The 25,778-nt window shown below is 63.7% G+C and carries 23 protein-coding genes and 1 pseudogene; 8 read left to right on the top strand and 16 right to left on the bottom strand.

Annotated elements, in window-relative coordinates:
- Nucleotides 1–79: 79 nt before the first annotated feature.
- The 5 genes from AC1Q7Q_RS27835 to AC1Q7Q_RS27815 all read right to left on the bottom strand — a co-directional run bounded on the left by AC1Q7Q_RS27835 (nt 80) and on the right by AC1Q7Q_RS27815 (nt 4,899).
- Complete coding sequence (locus AC1Q7Q_RS27835; protein ID WP_492371899.1) at nt 80–1,489, bottom strand: undecaprenyl-phosphate glucose phosphotransferase; 1,410 nt, start codon at nt 1,487–1,489, stop codon at nt 80–82.
- A gap of 126 nt (nt 1,490–1,615) precedes the next feature.
- Nucleotides 1,616–2,284: a phosphatase PAP2 family protein gene (locus tag AC1Q7Q_RS27830; protein ID WP_492371900.1), complete on the bottom strand. Its 669-nt coding sequence runs from the start codon at nt 2,282–2,284 to the stop codon at nt 1,616–1,618.
- A 663-nt stretch (nt 2,285–2,947) separates the two neighbouring features.
- Nucleotides 2,948–3,259 carry a hypothetical protein gene (locus AC1Q7Q_RS27825; RefSeq protein WP_492371901.1) on the bottom strand — a complete coding sequence of 104 codons (312 nt, stop codon included), beginning with the start codon at nt 3,257–3,259 and terminating at the stop codon, nt 2,948–2,950.
- A gap of 99 nt (nt 3,260–3,358) precedes the next feature.
- A complete protein-coding gene (locus tag AC1Q7Q_RS27820; protein ID WP_492371902.1) occupies nt 3,359–3,808 on the bottom strand; it encodes a DNA-binding response regulator in 450 nt (149 codons plus the stop codon).
- 230 nt (nt 3,809–4,038) lie between these two features.
- Nucleotides 4,039–4,899 carry a response regulator transcription factor gene (locus tag AC1Q7Q_RS27815; protein ID WP_492371903.1) on the bottom strand — a complete coding sequence of 287 codons (861 nt, stop codon included), beginning with the start codon at nt 4,897–4,899 and terminating at the stop codon, nt 4,039–4,041.
- Between the two features lie 500 nt (nt 4,900–5,399).
- On the opposite strand from AC1Q7Q_RS27815, the gene AC1Q7Q_RS27810 reads away from it, so the two are divergent.
- Nucleotides 5,400–7,115: a phage integrase family protein gene (locus tag AC1Q7Q_RS27810; RefSeq protein WP_492371904.1), complete on the top strand. Its 1,716-nt coding sequence runs from the start codon at nt 5,400–5,402 to the stop codon at nt 7,113–7,115.
- 55 nt (nt 7,116–7,170) lie between these two features.
- On the opposite strand, the gene AC1Q7Q_RS27805 is transcribed toward AC1Q7Q_RS27810, so the two are convergent.
- Nucleotides 7,171–8,184, bottom strand: a complete 1,014-nt coding sequence (locus AC1Q7Q_RS27805) for a ParB/RepB/Spo0J family partition protein (protein ID WP_492371905.1) — start codon at nt 8,182–8,184, stop codon at nt 7,171–7,173.
- A gap of 2 nt (nt 8,185–8,186) precedes the next feature.
- Nucleotides 8,187–8,846: an AAA family ATPase gene (locus tag AC1Q7Q_RS27800; RefSeq protein WP_006159055.1), complete on the bottom strand. Its 660-nt coding sequence runs from the start codon at nt 8,844–8,846 to the stop codon at nt 8,187–8,189.
- A 365-nt stretch (nt 8,847–9,211) separates the two neighbouring features.
- Between AC1Q7Q_RS27800 and AC1Q7Q_RS27795 the strand changes: the two genes are divergently transcribed.
- Entirely contained in the window at nt 9,212–9,415 is a 204-nt protein-coding gene (locus AC1Q7Q_RS27795) for a cold-shock protein (RefSeq protein ID WP_043352637.1), read from the top strand.
- Nucleotides 9,416–9,633: 218 nt separating this feature from the next.
- Here the strand turns inward: AC1Q7Q_RS27795 and AC1Q7Q_RS27790 are convergent, their stop codons facing one another.
- Together AC1Q7Q_RS27790 and AC1Q7Q_RS27785 are read right to left on the bottom strand one after the other, a co-directional pair.
- On the bottom strand, nt 9,634–10,728 hold the full coding sequence (locus AC1Q7Q_RS27790; RefSeq protein WP_174425750.1) for a replication protein RepA: 1,095 nt from the start codon (nt 10,726–10,728) through the stop codon (nt 9,634–9,636).
- Between the two features lie 1,683 nt (nt 10,729–12,411).
- The gene (locus AC1Q7Q_RS27785) at nt 12,412–12,615 is read right to left on the bottom strand and encodes a cold-shock protein (protein ID WP_006159057.1); all 204 of its coding nucleotides are present in this window, start codon (nt 12,613–12,615) and stop codon (nt 12,412–12,414) included.
- 390 nt (nt 12,616–13,005) lie between these two features.
- Between AC1Q7Q_RS27785 and AC1Q7Q_RS27780 the strand changes: the two genes are divergently transcribed.
- From AC1Q7Q_RS27780 to AC1Q7Q_RS27770, 3 genes are all read left to right on the top strand, one after another.
- Nucleotides 13,006–14,358, top strand: coding sequence for an NCS2 family permease (locus AC1Q7Q_RS27780; RefSeq protein ID WP_492371906.1), 1,353 nt, complete (start codon nt 13,006–13,008; stop codon nt 14,356–14,358).
- A gap of 590 nt (nt 14,359–14,948) precedes the next feature.
- Nucleotides 14,949–15,419, top strand: coding sequence for a hypothetical protein (locus AC1Q7Q_RS27775; RefSeq protein WP_492371907.1), 471 nt, complete (start codon nt 14,949–14,951; stop codon nt 15,417–15,419).
- Between the two features lie 125 nt (nt 15,420–15,544).
- Nucleotides 15,545–16,915 (top strand): sigma 54-interacting transcriptional regulator, encoded by a 1,371-nt coding sequence (locus tag AC1Q7Q_RS27770; RefSeq protein WP_441632568.1) that lies wholly within the window; start codon nt 15,545–15,547, stop codon nt 16,913–16,915.
- Nucleotides 16,916–16,973: 58 nt separating this feature from the next.
- Here AC1Q7Q_RS27770 and AC1Q7Q_RS27765 read toward each other — a convergent pair whose 3' ends face one another.
- From AC1Q7Q_RS27765 to AC1Q7Q_RS27735, 7 genes are all read right to left on the bottom strand, one after another.
- Nucleotides 16,974–18,305 carry a transporter gene (locus AC1Q7Q_RS27765; protein WP_492371908.1) on the bottom strand — a complete coding sequence of 444 codons (1,332 nt, stop codon included), beginning with the start codon at nt 18,303–18,305 and terminating at the stop codon, nt 16,974–16,976.
- Between the two features lie 60 nt (nt 18,306–18,365).
- Nucleotides 18,366–19,157, bottom strand: a complete 792-nt coding sequence (locus AC1Q7Q_RS27760; protein ID WP_492371909.1) for a hypothetical protein — start codon at nt 19,155–19,157, stop codon at nt 18,366–18,368.
- 1 nt (nt 19,158) lies between these two features.
- The gene (locus tag AC1Q7Q_RS27755; RefSeq protein WP_492371910.1) at nt 19,159–19,851 is read right to left on the bottom strand and encodes a C39 family peptidase; all 693 of its coding nucleotides are present in this window, start codon (nt 19,849–19,851) and stop codon (nt 19,159–19,161) included.
- 80 nt (nt 19,852–19,931) lie between these two features.
- Nucleotides 19,932–20,729 carry a FapB/FapC family functional amyloid domain-containing protein gene (locus tag AC1Q7Q_RS27750; protein ID WP_492371911.1) on the bottom strand — a complete coding sequence of 266 codons (798 nt, stop codon included), beginning with the start codon at nt 20,727–20,729 and terminating at the stop codon, nt 19,932–19,934.
- Nucleotides 20,730–20,747: 18 nt separating this feature from the next.
- On the bottom strand, nt 20,748–21,359 hold the full coding sequence (locus AC1Q7Q_RS27745; RefSeq protein WP_492371912.1) for a FapB/FapC family functional amyloid domain-containing protein: 612 nt from the start codon (nt 21,357–21,359) through the stop codon (nt 20,748–20,750).
- Nucleotides 21,356–21,904, bottom strand: coding sequence for a FapA family amyloid fibril periplasmic chaperone (locus tag AC1Q7Q_RS27740; RefSeq protein ID WP_492371913.1), 549 nt, complete (start codon nt 21,902–21,904; stop codon nt 21,356–21,358). The genes AC1Q7Q_RS27745 and AC1Q7Q_RS27740 overlap by 4 nt, the downstream gene beginning before the upstream one ends.
- Nucleotides 21,905–22,384: 480 nt before the next feature.
- A complete protein-coding gene (locus tag AC1Q7Q_RS27735; protein WP_492371914.1) occupies nt 22,385–22,570 on the bottom strand; it encodes a hypothetical protein in 186 nt (61 codons plus the stop codon).
- A 267-nt stretch (nt 22,571–22,837) separates the two neighbouring features.
- On the opposite strand from AC1Q7Q_RS27735, the gene AC1Q7Q_RS27730 reads away from it, so the two are divergent.
- The 3 genes and pseudogenes from AC1Q7Q_RS27730 to AC1Q7Q_RS27720 all read left to right on the top strand — a co-directional run bounded on the left by AC1Q7Q_RS27730 (nt 22,838) and on the right by AC1Q7Q_RS27720 (nt 25,761).
- The gene (locus AC1Q7Q_RS27730; RefSeq protein ID WP_492371915.1) at nt 22,838–23,005 is read left to right on the top strand and encodes a DUF1328 domain-containing protein; all 168 of its coding nucleotides are present in this window, start codon (nt 22,838–22,840) and stop codon (nt 23,003–23,005) included.
- Nucleotides 23,006–23,084: 79 nt separating this feature from the next.
- A pseudogene (locus AC1Q7Q_RS27725) lies at nt 23,085–24,050 on the top strand (YihY/virulence factor BrkB family protein).
- A 136-nt stretch (nt 24,051–24,186) separates the two neighbouring features.
- Entirely contained in the window at nt 24,187–25,761 is a 1,575-nt protein-coding gene (locus tag AC1Q7Q_RS27720) for a peptide chain release factor 3 (protein ID WP_492371916.1), read from the top strand.
- Nucleotides 25,762–25,778: the final 17 nt, after the last annotated feature.

Raw genomic sequence — 25,778 nt, 5'->3', positions numbered from 1 at the left:
CTACTGGCCGGCTTCGGTGCGCTGGCCCACCAACTTTGCATGTCGGCTGGCGGCCCGGGTGTCCTGGAGGGTGAAGAACTCAGAACACCTCGCGTCCCGTCCAGCCATGCAGCGCCGTGCGCAAGATAATGTGCAGGTCCAGGCGGAAGGACCAGTTGCGGATGTAGAAGATGTCAAACTCGATGCGCTGGCGCATCTTCTCTACCGTGTCGGTCTGGCCGCGAAAGCCGTTGATCTGCGCCCAGCCGGTGATGCCGGGCTTGACCCGGTGGCGCAGCATGTAGCGATCGATGACTTCCTTGTAGATCTCGTTGTGCTCGATGGCGTGCGGGCGCGGGCCCACCACCGACATCTCGCCACGCAGCACGTTGACGAACTGCGGCAGCTCATCCAGGCTGGTGCGGCGCAGGAAGGCACCGATGCGCGTGACGCGTGCATCGCCGCGCACGGCCTGGGTCACGCTGCCCGCGTCCTGGTGCTGCACCATGGTGCGGAACTTGTAGACGTGGAATGGCCGGCCATCCATGCCCAGGCGAGCCTGGCGGAACAGGACAGAGCCGGGAGACGAGTGCTTGACCAGCACCGCGATCAGCAGCAGCAGCGGCGACAGCCCGACCAGCGCCGCCAGCGCGAAAACGCGGTCGAAGCTGCCCTTGAGCAATCCTGTGATGCCCGACTGCGGTGGGCTGTTCAGGTCGATGACCGGCAGGCCGAGGAAGTCGCTGAAGCGATGGCCGAGCAGTTCGACCGCCATGATGTCGGGCACCCAGCGGATGTCGATCAGGTCGTTGCGGAAGTGGGAGACCACGTCATAGAGATCGCGGCACGCAGCCATCGGCAGCGTCAGCCAGATTTCGCGCACGCCATTGTTGCGCACGAACGTGCAAACCTGCTGCAGCGAATCCAGCCGCGTTACGCCCGCGGGCACCGGCTGCTCCGTGCCTTCGTCGTAGATGCCGGCGACGTCGTATCCCGCGCCGCGATTGTTCCGTACGCGCTGGTACATCTCGTGGCCAAGCGAGCCGTAGCCCAGGATCACCACACGCTTGGCATTGATGCCGTGCTCGCGCACGCTGCCCAGCATGCCGTAGAGCACCACCCGGGAGGCCAGCAGCATGACGGCCACGCTCAGGACCCAGCTCATCGACCAAAGCCGGGACAGCGCGGCCGACTGGTGCATCAGGTACGCCGTGACCAAGCCCAGCATGCACACCGCGCCCCAGGCCGCGAGCGTGCGCACCGCCAACGCGGCGCGGCTGCGGCCGCGCCAGGAGTTGTACAGGCCACAGGCGGGGAACACCAGCAAGGTGCTGACCGAGCACAACACGGTGATGAAGCCATGGACCGGAGCGGCGCCACGCAGGCCCTGGGGAAACAGCAGTTCGCCAACCACCGCGCCGCAGGCGGCAACGATGGCCGCATCGGCGAAGCGATACAGGATTTGGAGGGCGGCCTGCCTCTCGGCAACGAATGCGCGAACCGTCGACATGATCTGCCTCCATCCGGCGAGCCGGACTTGTTATGCAGATCATGGTTACGCCGCGGCAGCGCTACCGTCTGTTTGCTTGCGCACAGACGGGCTCTGGACGCGTGCTGGCGGGCCGGGCCTCCCGCCTCAGCGCGGCGTGGCGGGGGACAGGCAAGCCAGCACAGCGGATCCCTCGCGCTGGCCAGCCCATTCGCGCCATTGCCCGCGCTGGAACGGCTTGTCACGCCCGGCCAGCCGGGCGGCAAGGATTTCGAGCCAGTGATGCGTGGGCGCGGCGACACCAACCGCCGGCACGCCCAGCATCAGGACGACCACCAGCACGCCTGCCAGGGCCGGTGCCGAGCGGGCCGGCCGCCGGCCCCAGAAGATGAAGCTCAGGCTGACGGCAAATCCGAGCGCAAGCCCGCTCAGCACTTCCGAGCCTGAATGCGCCTGCAGCTTCAGCCGCGAGACGCCCACCAGCAACGCCAGCAACAGGCCGATCCCGCCGGCGCCAACGGCAAGACGAGGATGCCGCGCCGACACGATCAGGTAGAACAGCACCGGCAATACCGACGCCGACATCATGCTATGCCCGGAAAACCCCGTGAAGTTGAGCGCCGCGCAGCCAATGCCCCAGCCCATGAAGGCCAGCTTGGAGGCCAGCACCACTGCTGCGGTCACACCGAAGCTCAGCACCCAGCGGCGCGCGCTGGCAACGGCGCCGGCATGGAACAGCCATGCGGCGATCAACACGGCGCAGGGCAGCAGCAGGGAGGTTTCGCCGAAGCGGGAGATGAGGTGCCAGGGAATCATGATGGCTGTTGGAGGGTCGAGCACGCGAGCAAAGTAACACAGTTGCACAATGGCTTCTCCGCAGGCTTGCCTGCAGGCTTGCCCGCTGCGCGGGCTTTCGGGCTGGCCTCAACCCAACCAGAAGCATGAGGCGGCCACGGTGCCACCCGCGGGCCATGCGGCAATGCGAAGCACGCACTGGGCTGGCGGGTTTCCCTGGGAACTGGGGGGCCTGCCCTTCAGCCATGTGGCAGATGCATCTTCTGGTCGATACAGCTACCGCGGGTGTTTGGCTATCGTCGGAGAGTGGCCCGCCGAGCGGAATCGAGCTGGCCACTTTAGAGTCCGCATGGTCCCCCGGTCGGCGGACTCTTTTTTTTGTGCGGCGCCTTTGGATTTCGGCAATTTTGCGGGCAGCCATCGCAGGCAGGAAAAGAAACAGGCCACGGTTTGCCGCCTCTGCCAGCCGGCTCGACCGTGGCCATCAAGATCCGGCGCAGCATGTGCTGCGACCGAAACACGCGTGCGCGCATCCCTGCCGGCATGCGCACCGGAAAATCTCCGGTCCCCCGAACACGCGCTCGTCGTCGCCCCCTCTTGCCTTACTCTCGTTGTCTTGCCGCGGATGAGCAGCCGGTGGCATCCCGCACTGCTGCCGGGATGCCCTGGCTTAGCGGCCGCGGCCTAGCCGGCCGCCGGCTCATGCACGCGCTCCAGCGCCGGTTCGCTCGCCACCACCACGCAGTACTCGTGGCGAGCGAGTAGTCCGGCCCGCACGGATGCCACCTGCCTGCGTGCTTCCTGCTCACCGGCAAAGGTAGCTGCCGCGATCGCAGCAGCCTCGCAGGCGTAGCGCCTGCCATGCAACTCTCCGCGGTACAGCAGCGGCTCGTCGCGCCCGGTAGTCAGCCTGATTTCGTAGCAGCACGCCCACTTGCCCCGGCCCTCCGGCACGGCAAAGCCGCGCACGACCAGGATATCCAGCCCGTTTTCCATATGACCCCCTGTGCAGCGCGCGGCGGCCGGCTTGACATTGAGCGTCCCGGCTTCGTTATCCGCGCACTATCAGCATAGGTAGCCGCATTGGCGCGCGCATCATCCCCTTGCCGTAGACCCACCTGAACCGATGGGGGAGGGCGGTGGCATGGCAAAGGCCCTGCGCGGAAAACACTGGCCCCCGGCACGCACCAGCGCCACCGCGGCCCGCGTTTGCTCGGGCGAGGCTGGCACCGGCAGGCAGCCGCCAGCGCCGAGGCCAGCGGCGTAGCGCGCGAACTCGGGGTCGGGGGTCTCGCTCATGACCAGCCAGCGCCGGGGCGCCAGACGGGAGTGCAGTGCATCGAGCAGACGGAACGGATCGGTATCGGTGCCGCTGCAGTCAAGCAGCGCGAACTCGATGGGACCCGGAGGTAATTCGGCTGGGGTCGCCTCCAGCAGCCATTCGGGGGTCTGCGATAGCACGGGGGCGAGCGCGGCAAGCTCGCGGAGGTGCCGCAGCACACCTCGTCGCAGCATCATGTTGTGGGCAAGCAGGAGCGTTGTCATCGGCTGTGGGCGACAGCGGGTTGCGTTGGTTGCGTTGGTTGCGCGGGGTGCGCTAAGCCAGCGAGTGCCAGGACCGGCTTCCCGCGAGAGCCACTTGTTTGTTGATCAGGGTAGCAAGTAGAGCACTACGCCGCCTCGTGCATTCGGATGAGGCGGCGTGTTGCAGAGGCTGGAGTCACTGGTGCTTTGGGCCGCCGGGCGCCACTGCGCGCGCTCGGAGGGACTAACGATCAGGCCGCCTGGCAGACACCGGCCAGCTCGACCGGCGACAGCCCCGCGCCGCGAATCGGCACGGCAGCGGTTGCCGGGCCCGGCCAACTCAGCTTCGCGCCACGCTGCAGCGCTACGTAGACCGCCTCGCCCTTGTTGCGCACGTGCAGGCGCTGGTAAAGGGTGCATGCATGCGTCTTGGCGGTAGCCACCGAGATGTTCAGCAAGCGGCTGACGGTCTTGATCGGATAGCCGCGCGCCAGCAGCGCCAGCACCTCGTACTGGCGCTCGGTGATATTAAGCAGGTGCGATCCGGCCGAAGGCGTTTCCGGCTCTGGGGCATCGGCGCCCGGCAGGTGCTGTGCCGGGTGGGCGGCTGCCTCACGTTCGCCATCGACCTGGGTCGGTCCGGCGTGCATATGCAGCGTGGCCAGCGACGGCCTGGCCGGGACCGAGGGCCACGGCACAGGGCTCGCATCGGCGTGCGCCGCCTGGGCCCGGGCGGGAAAGCACTCGCCGTCGGCAAGGACAAGGCGGATCGCCGCATCCAGCATGTCGGCGCTGCAGGCCTTGGACAACAGGCCGCGCACGCTGTCGGGCATGGGGGTACCGTTCTGCGGCGACAAAATCTGCTCGGACAGCACCAGGACCCGCTTCGGCATCAGTGTCTGGCAAGACTGATCCAGTTCTTGCCAGCTCAACACCGGGTCCGCCGACAATCCGTAGATCATCAGGTCGGCATGGCAGAGCCACTCGGCTGGATATGGCAGGGCACCGGGATCGATATCGACGAGGTCGCCGTGGAGGCCGGCCTGGGTCAACAGATGGCGCAGACCCAGGCGCAGGAGGGGATGAGGCTCGATCAAGAGGATTGTGGCCATGGCCGCTCTCTTTTTTTGTTACGGCATGGCGAGCCCCGCGACAACCCGCACATGCTAACGGAAATGCCCCACTATGCTGCGGTTGCATTTCCATACGATCCGTTTCGCCTCCAGGCCGTGGCTGCGTACCCGTCAAGGTCCCGCTGCCCGACTGACCATCCCGTGGAGTCGCTATCGAATCGCCCCGTTTGCGCTTTTTTTACGCTGTAGATGTTTCTTAACTCAGAGTTAAAGAAATCTAACTCTGGGTCTCAGGATATGCACTGGCGGGGGTGAATGCAAGTCAGGGTTACACCCGGCGAAGCGTGTAGTGCATGACCAACGGCGTTGGACTGCGCAGCCGGATCGGCCCGCCACAGGCGGCTGACCGGCGAAAGCAGGGGGCTTTGCCGGTATAATTATCGGCATTGAATTCCACTATGCATTTACACCCGGATGCATTTAGCGATTGATTAAGTGCCTTATGAATCAAGATCTTAGCGACCAAATCGAACGTTGTCATGCAACCCGGTAAAGCCCCTAGCCTGAGTCTTACCCGCAGCGAATTTGCCGCTGTGCGGGCCTACGTGCAAGGCATGCCGGCCGCCATGGTAGCCGGGCGCTACCTCGTTGACGACAACGACGACGATGACGCCGGTGGCGAATCCGCCTTGCGGCTGTTGCTCGGGCTGCGCGACCGCATGGTGCAGTTGGCGCACCTGCATAGCCGGCAGGATCTGGCTGAACTGCTGGAAGGTGGCCCCGGGCGCTCCAACCGGGGCATGGACCGCCGGGTCGAAGCGCTGGCCGAGCTGGAACGGCTTGGTACTGCCCAGCCCCGCGCTGATCATGGCATCGAGCTCTGGTTTTCCCCCGCCCTTGCAAGGCGCTTGCGGGCACAGAAGATATCTAATCTGCATATTCTGGTGGATCTTGCCAACCGCCATGGCAATGCGTGGTGGCGTTCGGTGCCCCGCATCGGCGCCCTTGCCGGAGCGGCAATCAACCGGTGGCTGGCCGATCATCGTGATGTCGTCCGGGATGAGCGGGGCGAACCTTTGCTGCGGGACCACGTTTTCGCGCGGGGCCGCCTGGCCGAAACCACGCTTGGCCCGCGCTTGCGCCAATTGGTGCCATTTGAGCTGATGCGCGAAGAAGAATCGGGTACGGCGACAGCGATTTCGCCTGATAGTGATCTAAGAGTCTCTTATAAAAGCGATCTCGTCGCCGTTCGGGCTTGGCTCGCAGCGAATCAGGCGCAGCAAAGTACCTGGCTGGCCTACCGCAAGGAGGCCGAACGACTTTTGCTCTGGACGGCGATGGAGCGATGCAAGCCGCTGGCCATGCTGGATCGGCAGGATCGCCAGGACTATTTGGCGTTCCTTCGCCATCCTGCTCCCGTGCGATTGTGGGTCGGGCCGCGTGCGCCAAGGGAGTCGGCGGCATGGCGCCCGTTCACCGGTCCGCTGTCGGAGAGCAGCGTGCTCCATGCTTCGCGCATCCTGGGCGCGCTGTTTGAATGGCTGCAAGACCAGGGACATGTGGCGGAGCACGTCTGGCAGCCCGAGAGCCAATCGAAGAGGATGGCGCTGCGCATGGCTGTGCCCGTGGCCGCCGGGACCACCCTCGAGCCCGAATCGCTGGCCAGATTCCTTGCCTGGCTAGCGGCCCAGGGCCGGGATCCCGAAGGCATTCGCTATCGCGCCGCCGAAGCAGCAGTTCGCTTGTTGCAGGAGCAGCCCATCGGATTTGCTAGCCTGGCGACGTTCACGCGCGACAAGCTTGGCGAGCACGAAGAAGTTGGTACGCATGAAGAAGTTGGTACGGCCCCTGCCGGGGATGGGCCCCGCGAGGGGGAGGGTCTTAGCCAAGCTGCTCGCAGCTCACTGGAGCGTCACTGGCACGACCGCGGGCTGGATTGGAGCAGACAGGCTGGCCAGCCGATCGTGCTCGTCGGCCCTCCCCGGCTTCCGCCCACCGGCCGTGCCAGGCGCAAGGCGGAGAGGTCGCCGGGTGCAGGCTACTCAGTCAGGGGATTGCATGCCTTGCTGAGCCAGGTGATCGAACGGTATCGACAGGCCGAGGATGCCGAGTTTGCGGCCCGCTCGCCGCGCGACCTTGCGGGGCGAAGAACCCGGGTGAAACGTATTGAGGCGGGCGGGGCGGGAGTCATGGCCCCTGAGGCTTCCGGGGCCAGCACCGTGGATCATGTTCATGTCGTTCCGGCCCTGGAGTGACCGGGTGGGGTGGGTGATCGCTGCCCTCCCCTCTCGACTATGGCTATGCAAGCTGTCAGCTAGCGGTCTTTTCCAGGCCGAAGCGCGCCTTGAGGGTCTCGACCAGCGCTTCGCGTGCGCCTCGGTCGCTCACTTGCACGTCCAGCACCACGCGCCCGGAATCCCACTCCTTGATCGTGCCCATCAACTGCCCGGTGTCGCTGCGGATCTTGTACTGGCGGCTGATCTCCTTGATCTTGCGTGCCTTGCCTTCTTGCGCGTGCTTGCGAATCGCCTCGACCTCACGGCTGGACAAGCCCTCTGCCATGATGCGCGTGGCCAGGTCCCGTGTGCGGTCCTCTCCAACGATCTTGCAATAGAGCGTCAGCTCATAGCCGGTTGCAATCCCGATTGCGCTGGGACGCTCACGCATGACGCCCAGGACCGATTCGGGCAGCCTCAGCAGCGCCAGTGTCTTGTTAACCGTGCCAGCTGACATGCCTGTCAGTTCGCAGATGTCTTCCTCTTTCTGGACCTTGCCTTCGTCCAGCAGTTGCCGCCAGGCAATCGCGTTGTCCAGCGCCGACTGGTCGGACCGTTGCTCATTGAGCAGGAACGACAGCCGGTAGAAATCCAGGTCATTCAGGTTGCTCTCGATGAAGCATTCCATCTCGAGCTTGCCCGCGGAGGCCAACGCCCGCTTGCGGTAGTGGCCATCGATCAGGATGTAGTGCCCCGGCCGGGCCGGATCTGGCGTAGCCAGGCCCGGTGTTTTCTGGCCGTGGGTGGCAATCGAAGCCGCGCGTTCCTGCACCACTACAGGGTCGTAGATGCGGCGGGCATTGAACGGATTGTCGTGGAGCTGCGCCAGCGGCACCTTCAACAGGATTCGGCCGCCTTCCTCCTCGGACTCACTTTCAGCGCTGAAAATGGGGCTCGGCTCTCGGGCGCGCACCTGGAGCAATCCGTTGGGGTGCTGTGAAATTGCCGCTTCGGCGCGGGCAAAGCGATCGATCGCGTCCCCTCGTGTTTTTTCTGCCGCCATTCCCGCCAACATGCCTGCCTTGAGGCTTTTCAATTTTGTTGCCATACCTAGTGCTCAATCAAAGACAATACTTCGTCGACCATCATGTCGACTTCCTGCACGGACTCGCGCGCACCGGCCACGCCGTGCACGGTGCATCCAATCGCCTGGCATTCGCGAAACGGCGAGCGCGAACCGATCATCGATTGCATCAGGGGGATCTCCAGATCGTCCCCCAGAATCTCAATCGCCTGGCGCGCAATGGAAACGCGCCGCTGCACCATGTTTGCCATGACGCGGATACGCAGCGTTTCGTTCTGGACCTGAGCGTGTTGGGCCAGGGTCTTCGCGGCCACCGCCGCCCAAAGGTCGGGGGGTGATGGGACGACCGGGATGATTGCCAGATCGGAAATCAGCAGGGCGCTCGATGGTGCAGCCGAATGTACTGCTGGAGGGCAATCGACCACGATGTAATCGTAGTCCTGGATGAATTTCCTGACTTCGCGGTGCATTGCGCCACCGGACGGCGCCAGGCCGATCACGGACGCAGGAAAAGGCCGCTCGTCGCTTGCTTGCGCGGCCCAGCGCGTTGCCGTGCCCTGCTCGTCCATATCGACAAGCATCGACCGCGCGCCGCGCAATCCGAGCGTACCTGCGAGATGCATGCTGACCGTGGTCTTTCCGCACCCGCCCTTTTGGTTGAAGACCGTGATGATTTTAGCTGGCACTACGACCTCTCTTTCAGCGCTGAAAGCGCGATTATCGCTAGCCGCAACTTTAGTCAAAGTGACGTGCTGGCTCAACTGTTTTTTGAATTTATATTTTAAATATAATATTAGAGAGAATATTTCGCGTTATGGAAACGAAAGATTTCCACTTGAAATGCGACACGGAATACGCCTAAAGTAGCGATAGTGCGTCTTTCGGCGCACATGACACAACTAGACAAACTGGTTATGATGCCCGCAACAGTCGAGTCAAGTCGTGTCACCTCGTCGGCGTCCGTTCGGTAACTACGAGAACTTAGCGTGCTTGAACGGTTGTTAGCGTTGTTTGCGTTGTGTACAAGAACTTGCTTCGAAAGGAAATTCACATGACAACCGGTACGGTCAAATGGTTCAATGAGACCAAAGGCTTTGGCTTCATTACCCCGGACGACGGCGGTGCGGATCTGTTCGCGCACTTCTCCGAAATCCAGGGTTCGGGCTTCAAGACGCTCAAGGATGGTCAGCGCGTCACGTTTGAAGTAAAGCAGGGCCCGAAGGGCTTGCAGGCTTCCGCCATCAAGCCGGCCTGATCTCACGAATCACGCCGAAATCGCAGACTACGTCGGGCTCTAGGGCCTGACGTGGTAGGTAAAGCAAAAGGCAAGCGTTTCACGCTTGCCTTTTGTGTCTTTTGCGATGCGACAACGTCTGCTCTGCATCCAGGCCCCTTCGCGCCATTTCCAGGAGGCCCAACGAAAAACCCGCCAGCTCATTCAGCAGGCGGGTTCGGCAATGCATGCGCCCAGGCTCAGGCGAGCTTGCGAACGCTCGTACGGGAAGGTTGCAGGATCAGGGCCTTGGACGAATCCGCATCCACCTTGGCGCCAGGATAGACAACCAGCACATCCTTGAGCGCTTTGCGGAACAGCGCACGGAATTTCCGCTCACTTTCGGTTTCGGTGCCGAACTGCATCTGCAAGGCCTCCCACGGAATCTCGGTACGCCGCTGGATCGTGAAGAAACGGTAGGTCAGCCAAGAGTATACGTCCAGCGCGAACGGCGACTGCTTGAGTGCCTTCAGCGCGCGCATGTCGACCGGAACCGGGCGGTTAACCAGCTCATTGAAAAATGGCTCGGACAGCACCACAAAGCTCTCGAACATCGAGCCCTGCCCCGGCTGCATGGGATCCCACCAGGTCGACAGCTGGTCTGCCAGCAGATAGCCGACGCGATCGATCGAAAGCGGCTCATGGCTCTGGTTCTGATTCTGGCTCGGCGTGGACTTGTTCTGAACGATGGCAATGGTGGCGGAGAACAGGCGGATCATCTGCTGCCGCACCAGCGTCATGGTGCCGCGCTTGCCACCTGTGGCCATTGGAATGCCCAGGTTGTACATGAACTCGGACAGCGAATTGCCCAATGAAATGCGGCGGTCCTCGACCGTCCCGGTAAACTCGCCGCGCTTTTTCTTTGCCATGATCTCCTTGCCGATCCAGGCAAGCATCAGGCGCGGATAGGAGCCATAGGGATAGCCGAGCGAAACCGTTTCGGACACCAGTTTCTGGCGACCGTTGCTGGCCTTTTCTGAACGCTGCTGGGTGAAATACCCGGGCTGGATCATCAACGAAATATTTCCGCTGGTCCGCGTCCATACGGGTGGTGCACCCTTTGGCGCCCGGTAAGGCAAGGTGACCTGCACACTGGCCCGGCTCAAAAAGCCGACTTCGCCACTTTGCCAGGCATCTTCCCGCTCCATGGCCTGGGCTTCGTCGAACAGGCGCTGGAATTTCTCGGACGGAACCAGACTGTTCTCGTCGCCGGGAACGATGATGCGGGAGGGCTCACTGTCCATATCGGCTGGACCGCGGGACCCAAGGATGGTCTGGTTGCGTTTGATGGGCATATTGGCGTGCTTCGGAATACACGACTTTTTACGCGAAGCAATCCGCCTTGTCACGCAGAAACGGGTTCGGTAGACGAATTTCCTGCAATGCCGCGTGTTTTGGGTGTGCTGGGTCTCATGGCTGATTGCATGGTGGGCTACGGTGGGCAATCCCGAAGGGTTGTCCACGGGAGGCCAGCCATCAGCTACCGGTAAACGTTAAGAGTATGGGTTAACTACTTGTAAACCGTATACGGGAGACCCAGGCCCTTGATTCGTATGAGGAAAATCACCCTCTGCGAACCCGATTCTGCGTGAAACCGTACTCGATTCTGCGAAGTGCTGTACCAGATTCTGCGGTATACCGAACCCGTTTCAGCGCAAAGCCCGAACCGGTTTCTGCGTGGATAACTCCCTGTTCCCACAGGCTTTTCCACAGCTGGGGACACCAAAAGCGTACCCGTTTCTGCGCGCGCCGAGCGCCTTTCATCACGTATACCGCGTAAACCGGCATTCCGGAGTAGTTATCCCCGCAGAAATTGGTACGCCCCCAGGTTTACCAAAGCCCCTCCTGTTGCCTTGCGTACCCAATTCTGCGTGGCGAAGGCCCCTTCCGTTCCATTTGCGTACCCAATTCTGCGCTGCGGCATTTGAAAACCGGCTTTCGGGGGTTCGCCGACCCGCAGCGTACCCGTTTCTGCGGCGTACCCAATTCTGCGAACCCGCATTCAGATCCGCGCGGAGCCAAAAACGTACCCGTTTCTGCGTGCTCGTTGCGACCTCGTTTTCCGCCTCGCGTACCCGTTTCTGCGGCCTTAGAACTAGTTATCTGGTGCAGAAAATTCTCTTCTTTCTATTATACACAAGACTTATATCGAAAGCGAGTGCTTGCACTCAAAAAGAGCAAATAAATAAAAGGACTTTTGCAGACGTACCCGTTTCTGCGTAAGCGTCTGATCGGGCTGGCGCCGGCGCGAGAATCTGCGGCGAGCACCGGTCAGGTGTGCGTACCCGTTTCTGCGGCCGTGGCAGGGCCGAAAATGGCGCTATGCGTACCCATTTCTGCGGGAAAAGGGCAAAGTCCTTGCGGGGCGAGGACTTTAGGAGGGGAAGAGACGTGGAATGCGGTCGAGGGGCCGCGTGAAGGGGCCGGCTGAATACCGGAAAACGCGATTCCGGCCATCGCGCGTACCCGTTTCTGCGCGATTTCAGGTGTTTGAGCTACTGGGGCGATGAGAAGAAAAAAAACTTGGCGTACCCGTTTCTGCGTTGTGATATTGCGTCACTCAGCCCCTTGCGAGAGGCCCGCGGAGGTGCTCACAGCGCCCGAATGCCGACGCGCGGTGGAATTTCACGCCATGCGTACCCGTTTCTGCGTGCCTGGCTGCTGCCTGACGTCAGGAGAGGCGACTACGGGTTAAAGAAATCACGGTTCCCGGAGGGTGCGTACCCATTTCTGCGCGGGGATTCGGAGGCTTTCTGGAATCGAAATGGTCACAGAGAGCGGGGCGTACCCGTTTCTGCGTGCTTTTTGGGGGGGGAGACGACGTTGCCAGGTGGGATCAGCGGCGCCGTCCCTGCGGCGATTCCGCTGCGATGCAGGATCCGCGCGAGGCCAGGAGGATTGCCGGACAAAAAAACCCCGCCTCGAGAGGCGGGGTTTTCCTGACTGGGCGCACCCCTAGTGGGGTGCCAGTCTACTGCTTACAGCGGCGTGATGTTCGCAGCTTGCAGGCCCTTCGGGCCGTTCTTGACTTCGAACGACACGCGTTGGTTTTCCTGCAGCGACTTGAAACCGTCGGAGCGGATTTCAGAGAAGTGCGCGAAGAGATCGTCACCGCCAGCGTCCGGCTTGATGAAACCGAAGCCCTTGGCGTCGTTGAACCATTTAACGATACCGGTTTGCATGGTATTGCTTTTCCTGGGAAAAATTTAAAAGAAACGGATAGCTCACGCATATCCGAGCAAAGCAACTCAAGGAAAGGACACCATGGACAACGGAAGTACCATGACGGTGGCTAACGAATGTGCTGTTGCCTCGTCGCTTGAATCTAGCGGGGTTTATACGGCGGATTAGCGTCAGCGTCAAGGTAGGGTCATTCTGGATGTCTGCCTGGATCCACTGCGAGCCATCGTCGGGTCATCACGTTTTTCAGATGATTCCTATTCGCCGCTAGTGCTGCATCGAGGCGGAAATTGCCCGACAGTACGCTCGGCAGGGCCTGTGTGCACGGCACGCAACCCCAGCCGCATGTGCATGCCAGAAACACGGCCGCGACCACGATAACAGGAGACCCCATGCCGATACAGGAACCCATCAGCCAACCCACGCCACCCGCCGCCGCCGGCACTTCGCTGGCGGAACGCTGGTTCAAGCTCAGCGAGCACCAGACCGACGTGCGTACCGAGCTCCTGGCGGGGCTGACCACGTTCCTGACCATGGCGTACATCATCTTCGTCAACCCCAGCATCCTGGGCGATGCCGGCATGCCGAAGGACGCCGTATTCGTCGCAACTTGCGTGGCGGCCGCGATCGGCACGTTCATCATGGGCCTGTATGCCAACTACCCGATCGCGATGGCGCCGGGCATGGGACTGAACGCCTACTTTGCCTACACGGTCGTCAAGGGCATGGGATTTCCCTGGGAGGCCGCGCTGGGCGCCGTCTTTATCTCCGGCTGCCTGTTCCTGCTCGTCACCTTGTTCCGCGTGCGCGAGATGATCGTCAATGGCATCCCGCACTCGATCCGGGTGGCGATTACCGCGGGCATCGGGCTCTTCCTTGCCATCGTCGCGCTCAAGAACGCCGGCATCGTCACCGCAAGCCCCGCTACCCTTGTCACCATTGGCGACTTGCACCGGACCCCTGCCATCCTGGCGATCGTCGGCTTCTTCGTGATCGTCGCGCTCGACCACCTCAAGGTCAAAGGCGCCATCCTGATCGGCATCCTGGTGACCACCCTCCTTAGCTTCGCAGTGGGCGATAACACCTTCCATGGCGTGTTTTCCGCCCCGCCCTCGATAGCGCCGACCCTGTTCAAGCTGGATATCTCAGCCGCACTGTCGATCGGCATCATCAACGTTGTGCTGGTGTTCTTTCTGGTCGAGCTGTTCGATGCCACCGGCACTCTCATGGGCGTGGCCAACCGCGCCGGGCTGCTCAAGGCGGGCAAGATGGACCGGCTGAACAAAGCGCTGATGGCCGACAGCACGGCGATCATGGCGGGCTCGTTCCTGGGCACTTCCTCCACCACCGCTTACATCGAGAGCGCCTCCGGCGTGCAGGCAGGCGGGCGTACCGGGTTGACCGCCGTCACCGTGGGCGTGCTTTTTCTCGCATGCCTGTTCATTTCGCCGCTCGCGGGGACCGTCCCGGGCTATGCCACGGCGCCGGCCCTGCTTTACGTGTCCTGCTTGATGCTGCGCGAACTGGTGGAACTGGACTGGAGCGATGCGACCGAGGTGGTGCCGGCCGTGCTGACGGCGCTTGGCATGCCTTTCACCTATTCGGTGGCCAACGGCGTGGCCTTCGGCTTCATCACTTATGCAGGGCTCAAGCTCCTGACCGGACGTGCCAGGAGCGTCCCGCTCATGGTCTGGATCATCGCGGCGGTCTTCATCTTCAAGTTCTATTACCTGCCGGGGCATTGAGCCTGGCGCCCGCTTGAGGGACCGCAATGGCGAGCGTCTGCCGGGTGACGAGAAAAGCGTACCCGTTTCTGCGCGTCCAGGCGTGGCCCTCCTGTCCTTCCCTCCGGACGGCGGCGTACCTGTTTCTGCGTAGCCGGCGCACACCGCGGGATAAGACTCGCGTACCCATTTCTGCGCGGAATGTAAGTGACCAATTACCTCGTGTGGCAGAATGTGTGTGCCAAGATGCTCATACTAAAGGATGATATTCGGCTGAGTACCCATACTGAGGGCTGGACAAACTGGCCTAAATGCACTGAACTAGAGGCGTGGCAGATTGCGGGGCGCTTCAGGGCGCCCCTTCTTGACTCCGGCACTCCGGGGCCGCGCCAGCTGGCTCAGCGCCTTCAGGCCTGCAATAGCGACAACAACAAGTCCACCTCAAGTAAGAGGGCAGGGACTGAATGAGCAGACCATCGCCAAGATGGCTTCGCCACCACGAAAGGAGCGCGCGGAGACACGCCCGCCCGACAAGAGCAAACAATAAGACTAAACAAAAGTGGTAATCGCGAACGTGTAGTGCCGGGGGTGTTGTTCAACGGGGATCAATCATGACTGCAGGAGAAATCCGGCGACCCGCCATGGGGCCCATCAGCGAGTCCGCCAGTCTTTCCATTCACCGTGCCTGGGCGGCTTTGGGAGAAGCCGCAGCCGAGCCACCGCGCCGAAGCCGCGTCAGCGAGCGCGGCGACCCTGCCGCCACTACCGTCGAAGCGTTCCTGAGCCAGGACCAGGCGTTGCCGGCCTACGTGCGTGCCGCGATCGAACAGTTGCTGCAGCGGCAGCGATCGATGGATGGCGAGCTGTCCCGCCAGCGCGCGCTGCTGCAGGAATGGATTCTCAGCCAGTTGACCTACAAGGCGCTCTATTACCGGTATTCGGGGCAATCGCCCGAAGCGCCACGCACTGAGTTGATGCGCGAAAAAGACCAGGTGCGCCGGCGTATTCGCGACCAGCTCCATGCCGGCAGCGACCACACCGCCATTCTTGGCGAGCAGTCCCGCAGTCTGTCCAAGCCGTAATGCCGACGTTGCGCGTGGGGGAACTCCCCCAACCGACTCAGCTTGACCGCGCACAGCGCCCGCACGAGAGCGGGACCGCGGTGCAAGCCGGAATGGTCAAGATGCTCAATGTCAGGGAGAACGTTATGGACCGACTGTGCAAGGCGGCGACACGCACCGCACAGGTGTTGGTCGTATCTCGCCACGAACCCTATGGATTTGATCCGGCCCAGTTCGGCTCCGGCTGGGAGATTCGCCACATCCAGCAGATCCGGGACCTTAGCCGGGTGGTGCGGGGCAGCGCGCCAATGGCTGGCGTGCTCGATCTCGAGACCGAATACAGCGATGCCGAGCTGATGCAGCTCGAGCAGAGCTTGCAGTACCTGCACGTGATGTGGGTGGCGATCACGTCGTCGCGCATGCTGGAGGACGAACGCGTGAGGCGGCTGATACGCGACTACTGCGTGGACTACGTGCGCACGCCGTTTTCGTTCAGCGAACTGCTCTACACGCTTAAACATGCCCACGGCATGGCCTGCCTGCATGGCGCGCGCAGCCACGAACTGGTCGGCCACGGCCCCATGATCGGCGAGTGCGCGGTGATGCGTAGCATGTTCCGCTCGCTCGCCAAGGTCGCGCACAACGAGGCGCCCGTCTTTATCTCCGGCGAGTCCGGCACCGGCAAGGAGCTGGCGGCGCAAGCCATCCATGAAGCCTCGAGCCGGCGCAAAGGCCCGTTCGTGGCGATCAACTGCGGCGCCATTCCCCCGCACCTGGTGCAATCCGAGCTGTTCGGCTATGAAAAGGGGGCGTTCACCGGGGCCAACCAGCGCAAGATCGGCTGGATCGAGCAGGCGCAGGGTGGTACGTTGTTTCTCGATGAAATCGGCGACCTGCCGCTGGAAAGCCAGGTCGCCCTGTTGCGCTTCTTGCAGCAAGGCACCATCACCCGGCTCGGCGGGCACCAGTCGATTCCGCTGGATCTGCGCATCATCTCGGCGACGCACGTGGACCTGGTGGCGGCGCAATCCGACGGACGCTTCCGTGCCGACCTGTTCCACCGGCTATGCGTTCTGACCCTGTCGATCCCGCCATTGCGCGAGCGCGGCGAGGACATCCTGCTGCTGGCCAACTCGGTGCTTGCCGAGCATGGCCACGAGGCCCATCGGCGCATTCGCGGATTCTCGCCATGTTCCACGCAGGCCATGATGCAATACGAGTGGCCGGGCAATGTACGTGAGCTGATCAACCGGGTACGGCGCGCGATCGTGATGACCGATAACCGCAAGATCACCGCGGAGGACCTGCAATTGCACGGCGGCAGCGACTCGCCACGCAAGACCCTGGACGCGATCCGCGAGGAGGCGGAACGCGAGGCGATCCGTACCGTGATGGCGAGCCACGGCTTTCACGTGGTGCCCGCCGCGCGCGAGCTCAACGTCTCGCGTGTCACCTTGTACCGGCTGATGCACAAGCACAATATCCGGATTGAAGCGCATCCCGGCGCCGGCGAATAGCCGGCCAGCGAAGGACAGGCGGGCTGCGGCCCGCTTTTCTTGTCCGGCCTTGGGGCGCTCAGAATGTATAGGGAAAACGCAGCGTCACCGTGTAGTTCGGCGCATCCGGGGTGAGTCCGAGGCCGATCGCGGTGCTCACAGACAAGCCTTTGGTGATCACGTGATTGAAGCCGAATGTCATGGTGGCTACGTTGGCCCGGCTGCCGATCACAGTCTGCGTGACACCCGCAGTGGTGACTTGCGTGCTCGATGAGATGGCAGCATTGAAGGCCATCGACATCGACGTGCGGTCGTTGAGCGCGAGCGCGAGGCCGCCGCCGAACCCAATGGTGTCGCCCAGTTTCACATCGGCCGGCGTGACTTGTCCCTGCACCGAGGAGATATCGCTCACCGAGCGCTTGATGTTGTAGGTGTAGCTGGCATTGACGAACAACACCACTGGGTCATAGGTCTTGAGCAGCGACAACCCGGCCGTCACGGCCCATACGCCGTTGCCCGTGGGCAACTGGTCGGCGATATTCAGGTTGTTGTTATTGGCATTCGCCGACACCAGCTTGATGCCGAACGGCGAGCGCCCGGTGGGCGCGCGCACGCGGATGCTGCCGACCACATCGGGCGCGGCGCCGCTTTCGCGCAGGAACTGGTAGTACAGGCCCATGCTGATATCGCCCGGCGCCGTCGTGCTCAGCGTGGCATCGGACAGGCTCGAAGCGGAGCCGCCCGCACCGCCGGAGATGAAGTTGGTGTTGCGGTACATCACCGGCAGATCGAAGTCCATCGACAGGCGGTCGGACAGGCCGTAGCGTGCGATGGTGTCGTACGTGAGCGTGTGCGACTTGGTCTGGTTGAGGTTGATGGTGCCGAGGAAGATGGCGTCCAGCGCCAGGAAGCCGGACAGCGACAGCGCGCGCCGGTCGTAGTAGCTGTAGATGAAGCCGCTGTCGATGGTCAGGCGCCGCTCGAACAGTGGCGCATGCTCGCTCTGGTAGACCAGGTCTTTGCTCTGCACGCGCGCCTGTTGTTGTGTCTCGCGCGCGTCCGAGCCCACCACCGGCGTGTCGCCGGCGGGCGCTGCGGTGGCCGTGCTGCCCGCGGCAGGGCTTGCGCTTTGTGCCAAGGAGGGAACGCCGGCGGCGGTCATTCCGCCACCGGCGTTCCCGTTGGCACTGCTCCCCGTTCCTGCTACTACCCCCCGCCCGCGCGCCCCGACCATTTCCAGGTCGTTCAGGCGCTGTTCGAGAGCCTTGATGGTCTTGTCTTGTTGCTCGACCAGTTTTGTCAGCCGTTCGATCCGCTCGTCGGCGCTGGGCTGGACGCTGACCTGCGCCCACGCGCCGGCCGAGATCAGCGTACCCGCCAGGGTACCCATCAGAGCGAGTTCGGTCTTCATCTTTCCCCCCGGAAATCTGAATGGGCGCGAAGCGGGTGCGCCAGCCCTGCGTATGCTGGATTATCGTCGCATCGTGGCGATCGCCGCTAGTGCGTCCCGCATGCTGGATTGCGTCAGTTGCCGGATCGTCAGTTGCTGCACCTGCAGCGTAATGTTGGTGAGGTTGAGCACTTGCTGCGCATCGCCCGTGATGCGTGCCGCCTGCATCAGGCTGCCGCCTTGCGCATTCTGCGTGGCGCTGCCCGCGGCCGACTGGATGGCCAGCGACACGCCGCCGCCTGGCGCGACCGTGGCGCTGGCGGTGATGCCGTTGCCGTGTGCCACTTGTGCTGCCGGGTTGCTGCTTGCCACGCTTGCCGTGGGCGCCGCCGCGATGGGTGTGGTCTGGGTCGTGATGGTGCTGACGTTGCTGGCCGAATTGCCATCGCCGGCGATCTGCGCGACCTGGCCCACGCCCGCCACCTGCACCGCGGAGCTGGCAGTGCCGCCATTGCCTTGCACATTGCCCGGGGCAAGGCTCTGGACGCGAGCCGACAGGCTCGCCGTGGCCTGCGCCACCGCACTGTTGGCGGCGAGGTTGGCGGCGGCGACGCGGGCGGTTGCGGTGGCGATCGCCGTATCGTTCTGCCAGCGTGAAACCATCTCCACCACAAAGCCGCTGACCAGGCTCGCGCCCAGGTACTTGCCGCGCACGCCGGCCATCTCCGCGTCGGAGACGAGCTCCGCCATTGCTGGCGAGGCCATCACGTCGCTGGCATCGTCAGCCACGGCGGATGCTAGCGCAAGCGTTGGCGTGACCAGCGCCATGCCGGCGGTGCAGCTCAGGCAGAGGAGGCGCTGTGCGGTGTCCATGTCAGAAGTAGTCCATCCGTATCAGGCCAAAGTCAAGCGCCGCGGGCACCATGCCCCCGGCCAGCGCGGCGTTGGTCCGGTCGCGCAAGGCGGGCGCGGCGATATCGAGCAGGGGCGAGTTCGGATCGAACGGCCGGCCGACGATGGCGAACACCAGCCCGTTCCAGTTCGCCGCGAAATCCTCCTCCTTGATGATGCGGTTGCCCAGCGCCGGATCGGCTACGAACACGCGCCCGTCGATGGCCTTGCGCACCACCACGAAATGCAGGTAGCCGTTGACGTCGAGCAAGGTGATGACCGGGATCTTGAGTTGCCGCAGGGCGCTGTAGTCCACGCGGAACCCTCGCCCGCGCAAGCCCAGCGTTTCGACGTAATTGCGCATGTCGAGCATGGAGAAGCCGTTCTTGACCACGGTGTCGGCGTCGGAGATGCGCAACATGTCCTCGACGATCCTGGGCTCCGCCAGGTCATAGCCGTAGCCGTAGCGCAACAGCGTGCCGACCGCGGCCGCGCCGCAACTGAAGTCAAGCTGCTGGCGCATCATGTTCTGGTAGCGCATCTCGAGCATGCTCTTGACGGGCTTCCTGAGCATCGGCTGTCCGTCGATGTCGATCGTCATCGTGCTCTGACCATTGGCACTGAATGCCGCTGCCAGCAGCATGCATGCCCCGGTCACGCGGAATAGCGCGCGCATGACACTCCCCCTTGGGCGGGTTGAGCCGGCGACCCCCGGGTCCCGGCTCTCCTGCCGCGTTCGTGCTGTTGCCGCAATGCTCAGTGGGTCGCCGTGGAAATGGCGAGCCCGTTGCTCTGTGCGTTGCCGGCCCCGACGGCGATGTTCACGCCGATGTTGCCGACCGCATTGGCCAGGGCGCCCCCGTTGAGCGTGGCGGCATTGTTCGGCCTGCAGCCGCACATCGACAGGTCATTGCCGTAGGTGGTCTGGTCATTGGAAGCGGTTGCCTTGGCCAGCGCGCCGACGGGCTGCCTGCCGTCGCGGCCGCTGCCCATGTTGACCGAGGCCGCCAGCGCGTTGCTCTGCAGGTTGCCGGCGCCTGCCGCGATGTTCACGCCGACGTTGCCCTTGGCACCGGCCAGCATGTTATCGCCCATGCTGGCGCTGTTTGCGGCGCCGACCATGTGCATGCCGTTATCCCCGGTCTTCTGGCTGGAGAACACCTGCGCCGAGGCGAAGACATCCGACGCATCGATGCTGGCCAGCGCGGCCTGGTTGGACTGGCCGTTGCCCACGCCCGCGGATATGTTCACGCCGATATTGCCTTGCGCATTGACCAGCGCGTTGCCGCCGCCGAATGCACTGTTGGTGGACGGGCCGATACGCACGCTATTGTCACGCGCGCTTTGCTGGCTGTTGACCACCGCGCCCGATTCGGACCTGAAGTGGATATCTCCCCAGGCAAAGCCGAAGCCACGGACATAGATGTCGTTGCTGATCGCTGTCTGGCTGTAGATATCGGCGTCGTCCGGCCGGTCGAAGTAACTGAAGCCGCCCGCGAATGCGCTGCTTGAAAGCGCAATGCCCGCTGCGATGGCGAGGATTTTCGTTCTCATGATTTTCTCCTTCCCTGCTTAGAAAAAAGTGCCCGCCGGGGGACGGAGCACAAAAACGTTGGACGAGACATTCCCCGATCCTGCCGTCTGGTTCAGCTGCACCAGGCCCGTTGCGTTGCGGTAGGCATCTGGCTGGATGACTGCCTCGCGCGGACCCGTTGCGTGGCCCGCTGAACCCGGGCGACTTCCTCCGGCCGATTCCGCGGCTAGCAAGCCGTCGGAGATGGCTTCGATCTTTACGCTGGCGGCCGGCGCCAGCACTGCCGCATTGATTTGCACGTTGCCGTTGCCGCTGGCCACGTTTGCCGAAAGCAGCCCGCTGCCATTGGCGAAGGCACCGCCGCCGATCTGGCTGACGGCGCCTGTCGCGGGCGCGGTGGCGCCGGCACGCTGCAGCGATTGCACGTCCGCGCTGCCACTCGCGATGGCGGCCTGGTTGCTTTGCGCGTTGCCGCTGCCAGCGGCCAGGTTCACGGCGGCGCGACCGGCAACGCCGGTGAGCGCGCCGGCATCGATGCGGGTGCTGTCGGTGGCCGCACCCTGGACCTGCGCGTGGAGCGGCAGGCAGGCAAGCATCAGGCCGGCAAGCCAGGCAGCGTGGTTGCCGCGTGTGGTGTGGACGCATGTCATGGCCGGCCTCCCACCGCGAGCGGCGCCAGTCCGTGCATCAAGGCGCCAGTCATGTTGCCGGTAGCCTGCGCGACCTGGCCGGCGATGCCGCCCGAAACGCTCCCAGCGCCACTGCCACTAGCCAGGCCCTCGATCTGGCTGGGCGCCAGGGCCAGCCGCCCGGTGGCGGACTGGCTGGCACCGGACACGGCGGCGCCGGCCGCGCTGCGGCCTACCGCGGCAGCGAGATCGCTGTCGGTCAGGTCGCTGGCGATGGCGGCGGTGGACTGCTGGAAACGTGCGGACGGAAACGGCTCGACAGCGGCGGCTATCGGCATGTCCCCCTGCGGTATGCCGCGATAGGCAATACGCGGCTCGACGCTGCGCAGAACGACGATATCGCCTGGGTCTGCAATCGCGGGGAAGGAAGCAAGGGCGGCGACAAAAGCTGCAAGACCGATGGCGCAGGCCGCGCCAGTCGATACGAACGCCTCCGTGCCGTCATTCGCGCTGGCGGCTGACGCATGGCTGAACTCACTCCCGCGTTGTAGGACTCGTCGCGTCATTTTTTCATGTCTCCCTGTGGCGAACAGAGCGACAAGCGTGCCAATACCCTGCAATTGAGCGCTGTCAACGGTTTGCGGGTGGTGCGCAAGAGCGCGCGGAAGTTCCCTGATAGAGGAAGAACATTTTGGTTGCAGCGCTGTAACGCGGCATTGCCGATGGCGCTGGATGAAAGCGATCGCCGATTGGGCGCGCGGCCATGCTCAGTCAGGCACGATGACGCGCCATGAGCGCCCGCAAGGGCAGGCCGGTGCTGGTTGCATCGCTGAAACAGGGCAGGGGCCGGCAAGTGTGCCGCCCCGTCTTTGGTATCGGCGGCAAGGCGGGCGGCCCAGGCCGTTTGCGTCTCGTCTGCGCCGCTTTACGCGCGTCGCCCGGCGCGCGGCTCTGTACGCAGAAACGGGTACGCTCCGGGCTTGCAGGAGCGTGATGCCTGGGTCGGCGGCATTGGCCTGGGCGCGCCGTTGCGAAGCTGTTGGCGCTCAGGCCGGCAGCACGGGCAAGGCTGATGGAGCGAGGGGTGCCTGCGCGGTGCCGGAGGCTTGCTCGGCCAGTGCACCGGAGATGGGCTTGGGTCCCGGCTGGCTGCGTTCGCAGCCGGCGGCGGCGAGCAGGCCGAGCGCCAGGAAGACGGCGGTGCCAAGGCGGCGGAGGGATTTCCGGTTCATGGTGCCTCCTTCTGGTTGTCGAAAGGTTGTGTGCGGGAGGACGGTACCTGGACGGCTGGTGCTTGCGGCCAACCGCCCCGGTGGCGCCGGTCACCCGCAGCGAGACGGCGCGTAGCCCGTCTTCAGTCTAGCCGGTCACCGCCCGGACAGGGCCGGAACCCGGGGCGCGAGCCGCGCCCGGGCGGCTTGGGAAAAGCGCGGGATGGGCTGTATCATGAACCTTGGAACGGATAACAAAACGGGAGAAGGCTTCATTGGAGTCCCATCATGTTGCGCTACGCCGTGGTTTTCTTCGTCATCGCCTTGATCGCGGCCGTGTTTGGCTTCGGCGGCATCTCCGCCGCGGCGGCGGAGTTCGCCAAGATCCTCTTCATCATCTTCCTCGTGCTGTGCGCGGTGTCGTTGATTTGGGGCCTGAGCAAAGACCGGGGCTAGGGCAGGTCGCCGGACCCTTTAGTCGCCCAGCCAACAACGGGATCCACGCTTGAATCCGGCCGATTCCCCCGACCAGTCCCTGGACCGCACGCCGCCCAAGCAACGCGCTCGCGGCATCGGCCATTGGCTGCCCGATCGCCATACCGCTACGCGCACGGCCAGGGTGGTGCTGGCCGCGGTCAGCGCATGGCTGGCGCACCGAGCCGCCAGCAAGGGCGCGGCGCTGTCCTTCTATATGCTCTTCTCGCTGGCGCCAGTGCTGGTGCTGGTGATCTCGATTGCCGGCATCTTTTTTGGCGCGGAAGCGGCACGGGGCGAGATCTTCGCTCAGATCGACGGCCTCGTCGGTGCCCAGGGCGCGGCTGCCATCCAGGAAATCCTTGCCGCCACGCACCGCTCGGGTGGTGGCGGGCTGGCCGCGGCCATCGCCACCGGTATCTTGTTTGTCGGCGCAACCAGCGCCTTCGCGGAACTCAAAGGCAGCCTCGACGAGATCTGGGAGACACCGGCGCCACAGGGCGCCGGCTGGCAGCAATTGCTGCGCGCCCGCTTGCTCTCGTTCAGCCTGGTGCTGGTGCTGGCCTTCATGTTGCTGGTGTCGCTGATCGTCAATGCCGCGTTGGCGGTAGTCGACCGGTTTTGGGGTCAGATGTGGACGCAATCGTGGTTTGCGCCGGTGGCGGACGTGCTTTAAACAGCATTTTCATTTGGCGTGGTGACCCTGCTGTTCGCCGTGATCTTCAAGATGCTGCCCAATGCCCGCATCGCCTGGCGTGACGTGGTCATGGGCGCCATCATCACCGCCCTGCTGTTTTCGGTGGGCAAGCGGCTGATCGGCCTTTACCTGGGCAATAGCGCTGTGGCTTCGTCCTATGGGGCTGCGGGTTCTGTGGTCGCACTGATGTTATGGGTGTACTATTCGGCACAAATTTTCTTCTTCGGTGCCGAGCTGACCCGCCAATACGCGCTGCAATTCGGCAGCTTGCAAGGGCAAAGCATCAGCCCGCCGCCCGATCCGCGCGCGGCCGGTCCCGCGAACCGGTAAAATACGGCCCGATTCCCTTCGTGCATGCCCGCAGTGCCCGGCCCCCGACCGCAAGCTGATGGTCGCGCCGGCCCCTGGCGCCGGTCCGCTGCGCCCCGGGCCCCTTTTCCATCTTCTGTTTGCCGAATCCACTGCCGTGAGCTCGCTCGTATCCGAAATTGCGCGTCGTCGCACCTTTGCCATCATTTCGCACCCTGACGCGGGTAAGACGACCCTGACCGAAAAACTGCTGTGGTTCGGTGGCGCCATCCAGGTCGCGGGCGAAGTGCGCGCGCGCAAGGCCGACCGCCACGCCACCTCCGACTGGATGGAGCTGGAAAAGCAGCGCGGCATCTCGGTGACCTCGTCGGTGATGCAGTTCCCGTACCGAGAGAACATCATCAACCTGCTCGACACCCCGGGCCACGAGGACTTCTCCGAAGACACCTACCGCACGCTGACCGCGGTGGACTCCGCGGTGATGGTGATCGACTCGGTCAACGGCGTGGAAGCGCAGACCATCAAGCTGCTCAACGTCTGCCGCCTGCGCGATACGCCCATCATCACCTTTATCAACAAGCTCGACCGCGAAGGCCGCTCGCCCATCGAGCTGCTCGACGAAATCGAGGACGTGCTGAAGATGCAGTGCGCGCCGATGACCTGGCCGATCGGCATGGGCAAGGCCTTCCGCGGTGTGTACCACCTGATCGACGACCGCGTGCAGCTGTTCGACCCGCACGGCGAGAAGGGCACCTCGGCCATGGTCCAGGGCCTGGACAACCCGGAGCTGGACCGCGTGCTGGGCACCCAGGCGGAAGAGCTGCGCATCGAGATCGAACTCGTGCGCGGCGCATCGCATGCCTTCGACAAGGACGCGTTCCTCAGCGGCAAGCAGACGCCTGTGTACTTCGGCTCGGCCGTCAACAACTTTGGCGTGCAATCTCTGCTCGACGCCTTGTGCGAGCTGGCGCCGCCGCCGCAGGGCCGCAATGCCGAGTCGCGCGCGGTGGAGCCGCAGGAGCCCAGGTTCACTGGCTTCGTGTTCAAGATCCAGGCCAACATGGACCCGCGCCACCGCGACCGCATCGCGTTCGTGCGCGTCTGCTCGGGCCGCTTCGAGCGCGGCATGAAGGTGCAGCATGTGTCCACCGGCAAGACCATGGCCATCAATAACGCCATCACCTTCATGTCGCAGGACCGCAATACGACCGAAGAGGCTTACGCCGGCGACATCATTGGCGTGCCCAACCACGGCACCATCCGGCTGGGCGATGCGTTCAGCGAGGGCGAGGCGCTCAAGTTCACCGGCATCCCGTCGTTCGCGCCTGAGTTCTTCCGCCGCGCGCGGCTGAACAACCCGCTCAAGGTCAAGCAGTTGCAAAAGGGCCTGCAGCAGCTGGCGGAAGAGGGCGCGACGCAGATGTTCCGCCCGATCGCCTCCAATGACCTGGTGCTGGGCGCCGTCGGCATCCTGCAGTTCGACGTGGTGGCGCACCGCCTGGAGCACGAGTACGGTGTCGACGCGATCTTCGAGTCGCACGACTGCGCCACTGCGCGCTGGCTCAAGGGCGACCCCGCGGAGATCGAGAAGCTGATCGAGAAGGCGGGCCACAATGTGGCGCTCGACGGCGCCGGCGACCACGTCTACCTGGCGCCCAGCATGGTCAACCTGCGCCTGACGCAGGAGCGCTTCCCCAAGCTGCAGTTCATGGAGACGCGCGAAATCGTTTGATTTTCGCGCTGCCGGAG

Source organism: Cupriavidus sp. GW823-FHT07A04 (assembly GCF_058794615.1).
The sequence above is the reverse complement of the archived record's forward strand: the minus strand, read 5'-3'. Positions and strand labels throughout refer to the sequence as shown.

What these genes read in the sequence shown, in the direction of transcription:
- AC1Q7Q_RS27810 (WP_492371904.1), top strand. Translation starts at nt 5,400, where the DNA reads ATGCAACCCGGTAAAGCCCCTAGCCTGAGTCTTACCCGCAGCGAATTT.
- AC1Q7Q_RS27770 (WP_441632568.1), top strand. Translation starts at nt 15,545, where the DNA reads ATGGACCGACTGTGCAAGGCGGCGACACGCACCGCACAGGTGTTGGTC.
- AC1Q7Q_RS27740 (WP_492371913.1), bottom strand. Translation starts at nt 21,904, where the DNA reads ATGACGCGACGAGTCCTACAACGCGGGAGTGAGTTCAGCCATGCGTCA.
- AC1Q7Q_RS27780 (WP_492371906.1), top strand. Translation starts at nt 13,006, where the DNA reads ATGCCGATACAGGAACCCATCAGCCAACCCACGCCACCCGCCGCCGCC.
- AC1Q7Q_RS27775 (WP_492371907.1), top strand. Translation starts at nt 14,949, where the DNA reads ATGACTGCAGGAGAAATCCGGCGACCCGCCATGGGGCCCATCAGCGAG.
- AC1Q7Q_RS27745 (WP_492371912.1), bottom strand. Translation starts at nt 21,359, where the DNA reads ATGACATGCGTCCACACCACACGCGGCAACCACGCTGCCTGGCTTGCC.
- AC1Q7Q_RS27815 (WP_492371903.1), bottom strand. Translation starts at nt 4,899, where the DNA reads ATGGCCACAATCCTCTTGATCGAGCCTCATCCCCTCCTGCGCCTGGGT.
- AC1Q7Q_RS27760 (WP_492371909.1), bottom strand. Translation starts at nt 19,157, where the DNA reads ATGGACACCGCACAGCGCCTCCTCTGCCTGAGCTGCACCGCCGGCATG.
- AC1Q7Q_RS27825 (WP_492371901.1), bottom strand. Translation starts at nt 3,259, where the DNA reads ATGGAAAACGGGCTGGATATCCTGGTCGTGCGCGGCTTTGCCGTGCCG.
- AC1Q7Q_RS27790 (WP_174425750.1), bottom strand. Translation starts at nt 10,728, where the DNA reads ATGCCCATCAAACGCAACCAGACCATCCTTGGGTCCCGCGGTCCAGCC.
- AC1Q7Q_RS27795 (WP_043352637.1), top strand. Translation starts at nt 9,212, where the DNA reads ATGACAACCGGTACGGTCAAATGGTTCAATGAGACCAAAGGCTTTGGC.
- AC1Q7Q_RS27750 (WP_492371911.1), bottom strand. Translation starts at nt 20,729, where the DNA reads ATGAGAACGAAAATCCTCGCCATCGCAGCGGGCATTGCGCTTTCAAGC.
- AC1Q7Q_RS27820 (WP_492371902.1), bottom strand. Translation starts at nt 3,808, where the DNA reads ATGACAACGCTCCTGCTTGCCCACAACATGATGCTGCGACGAGGTGTG.
- AC1Q7Q_RS27830 (WP_492371900.1), bottom strand. Translation starts at nt 2,284, where the DNA reads ATGATTCCCTGGCACCTCATCTCCCGCTTCGGCGAAACCTCCCTGCTG.
- AC1Q7Q_RS27805 (WP_492371905.1), bottom strand. Translation starts at nt 8,184, where the DNA reads ATGGCAACAAAATTGAAAAGCCTCAAGGCAGGCATGTTGGCGGGAATG.
- AC1Q7Q_RS27735 (WP_492371914.1), bottom strand. Translation starts at nt 22,570, where the DNA reads ATGAACCGGAAATCCCTCCGCCGCCTTGGCACCGCCGTCTTCCTGGCG.
- AC1Q7Q_RS27835 (WP_492371899.1), bottom strand. Translation starts at nt 1,489, where the DNA reads ATGTCGACGGTTCGCGCATTCGTTGCCGAGAGGCAGGCCGCCCTCCAA.
- AC1Q7Q_RS27755 (WP_492371910.1), bottom strand. Translation starts at nt 19,851, where the DNA reads ATGCGCGCGCTATTCCGCGTGACCGGGGCATGCATGCTGCTGGCAGCG.
- AC1Q7Q_RS27785 (WP_006159057.1), bottom strand. Translation starts at nt 12,615, where the DNA reads ATGCAAACCGGTATCGTTAAATGGTTCAACGACGCCAAGGGCTTCGGT.
- AC1Q7Q_RS27765 (WP_492371908.1), bottom strand. Translation starts at nt 18,305, where the DNA reads ATGAAGACCGAACTCGCTCTGATGGGTACCCTGGCGGGTACGCTGATC.
- AC1Q7Q_RS27730 (WP_492371915.1), top strand. Translation starts at nt 22,838, where the DNA reads ATGTTGCGCTACGCCGTGGTTTTCTTCGTCATCGCCTTGATCGCGGCC.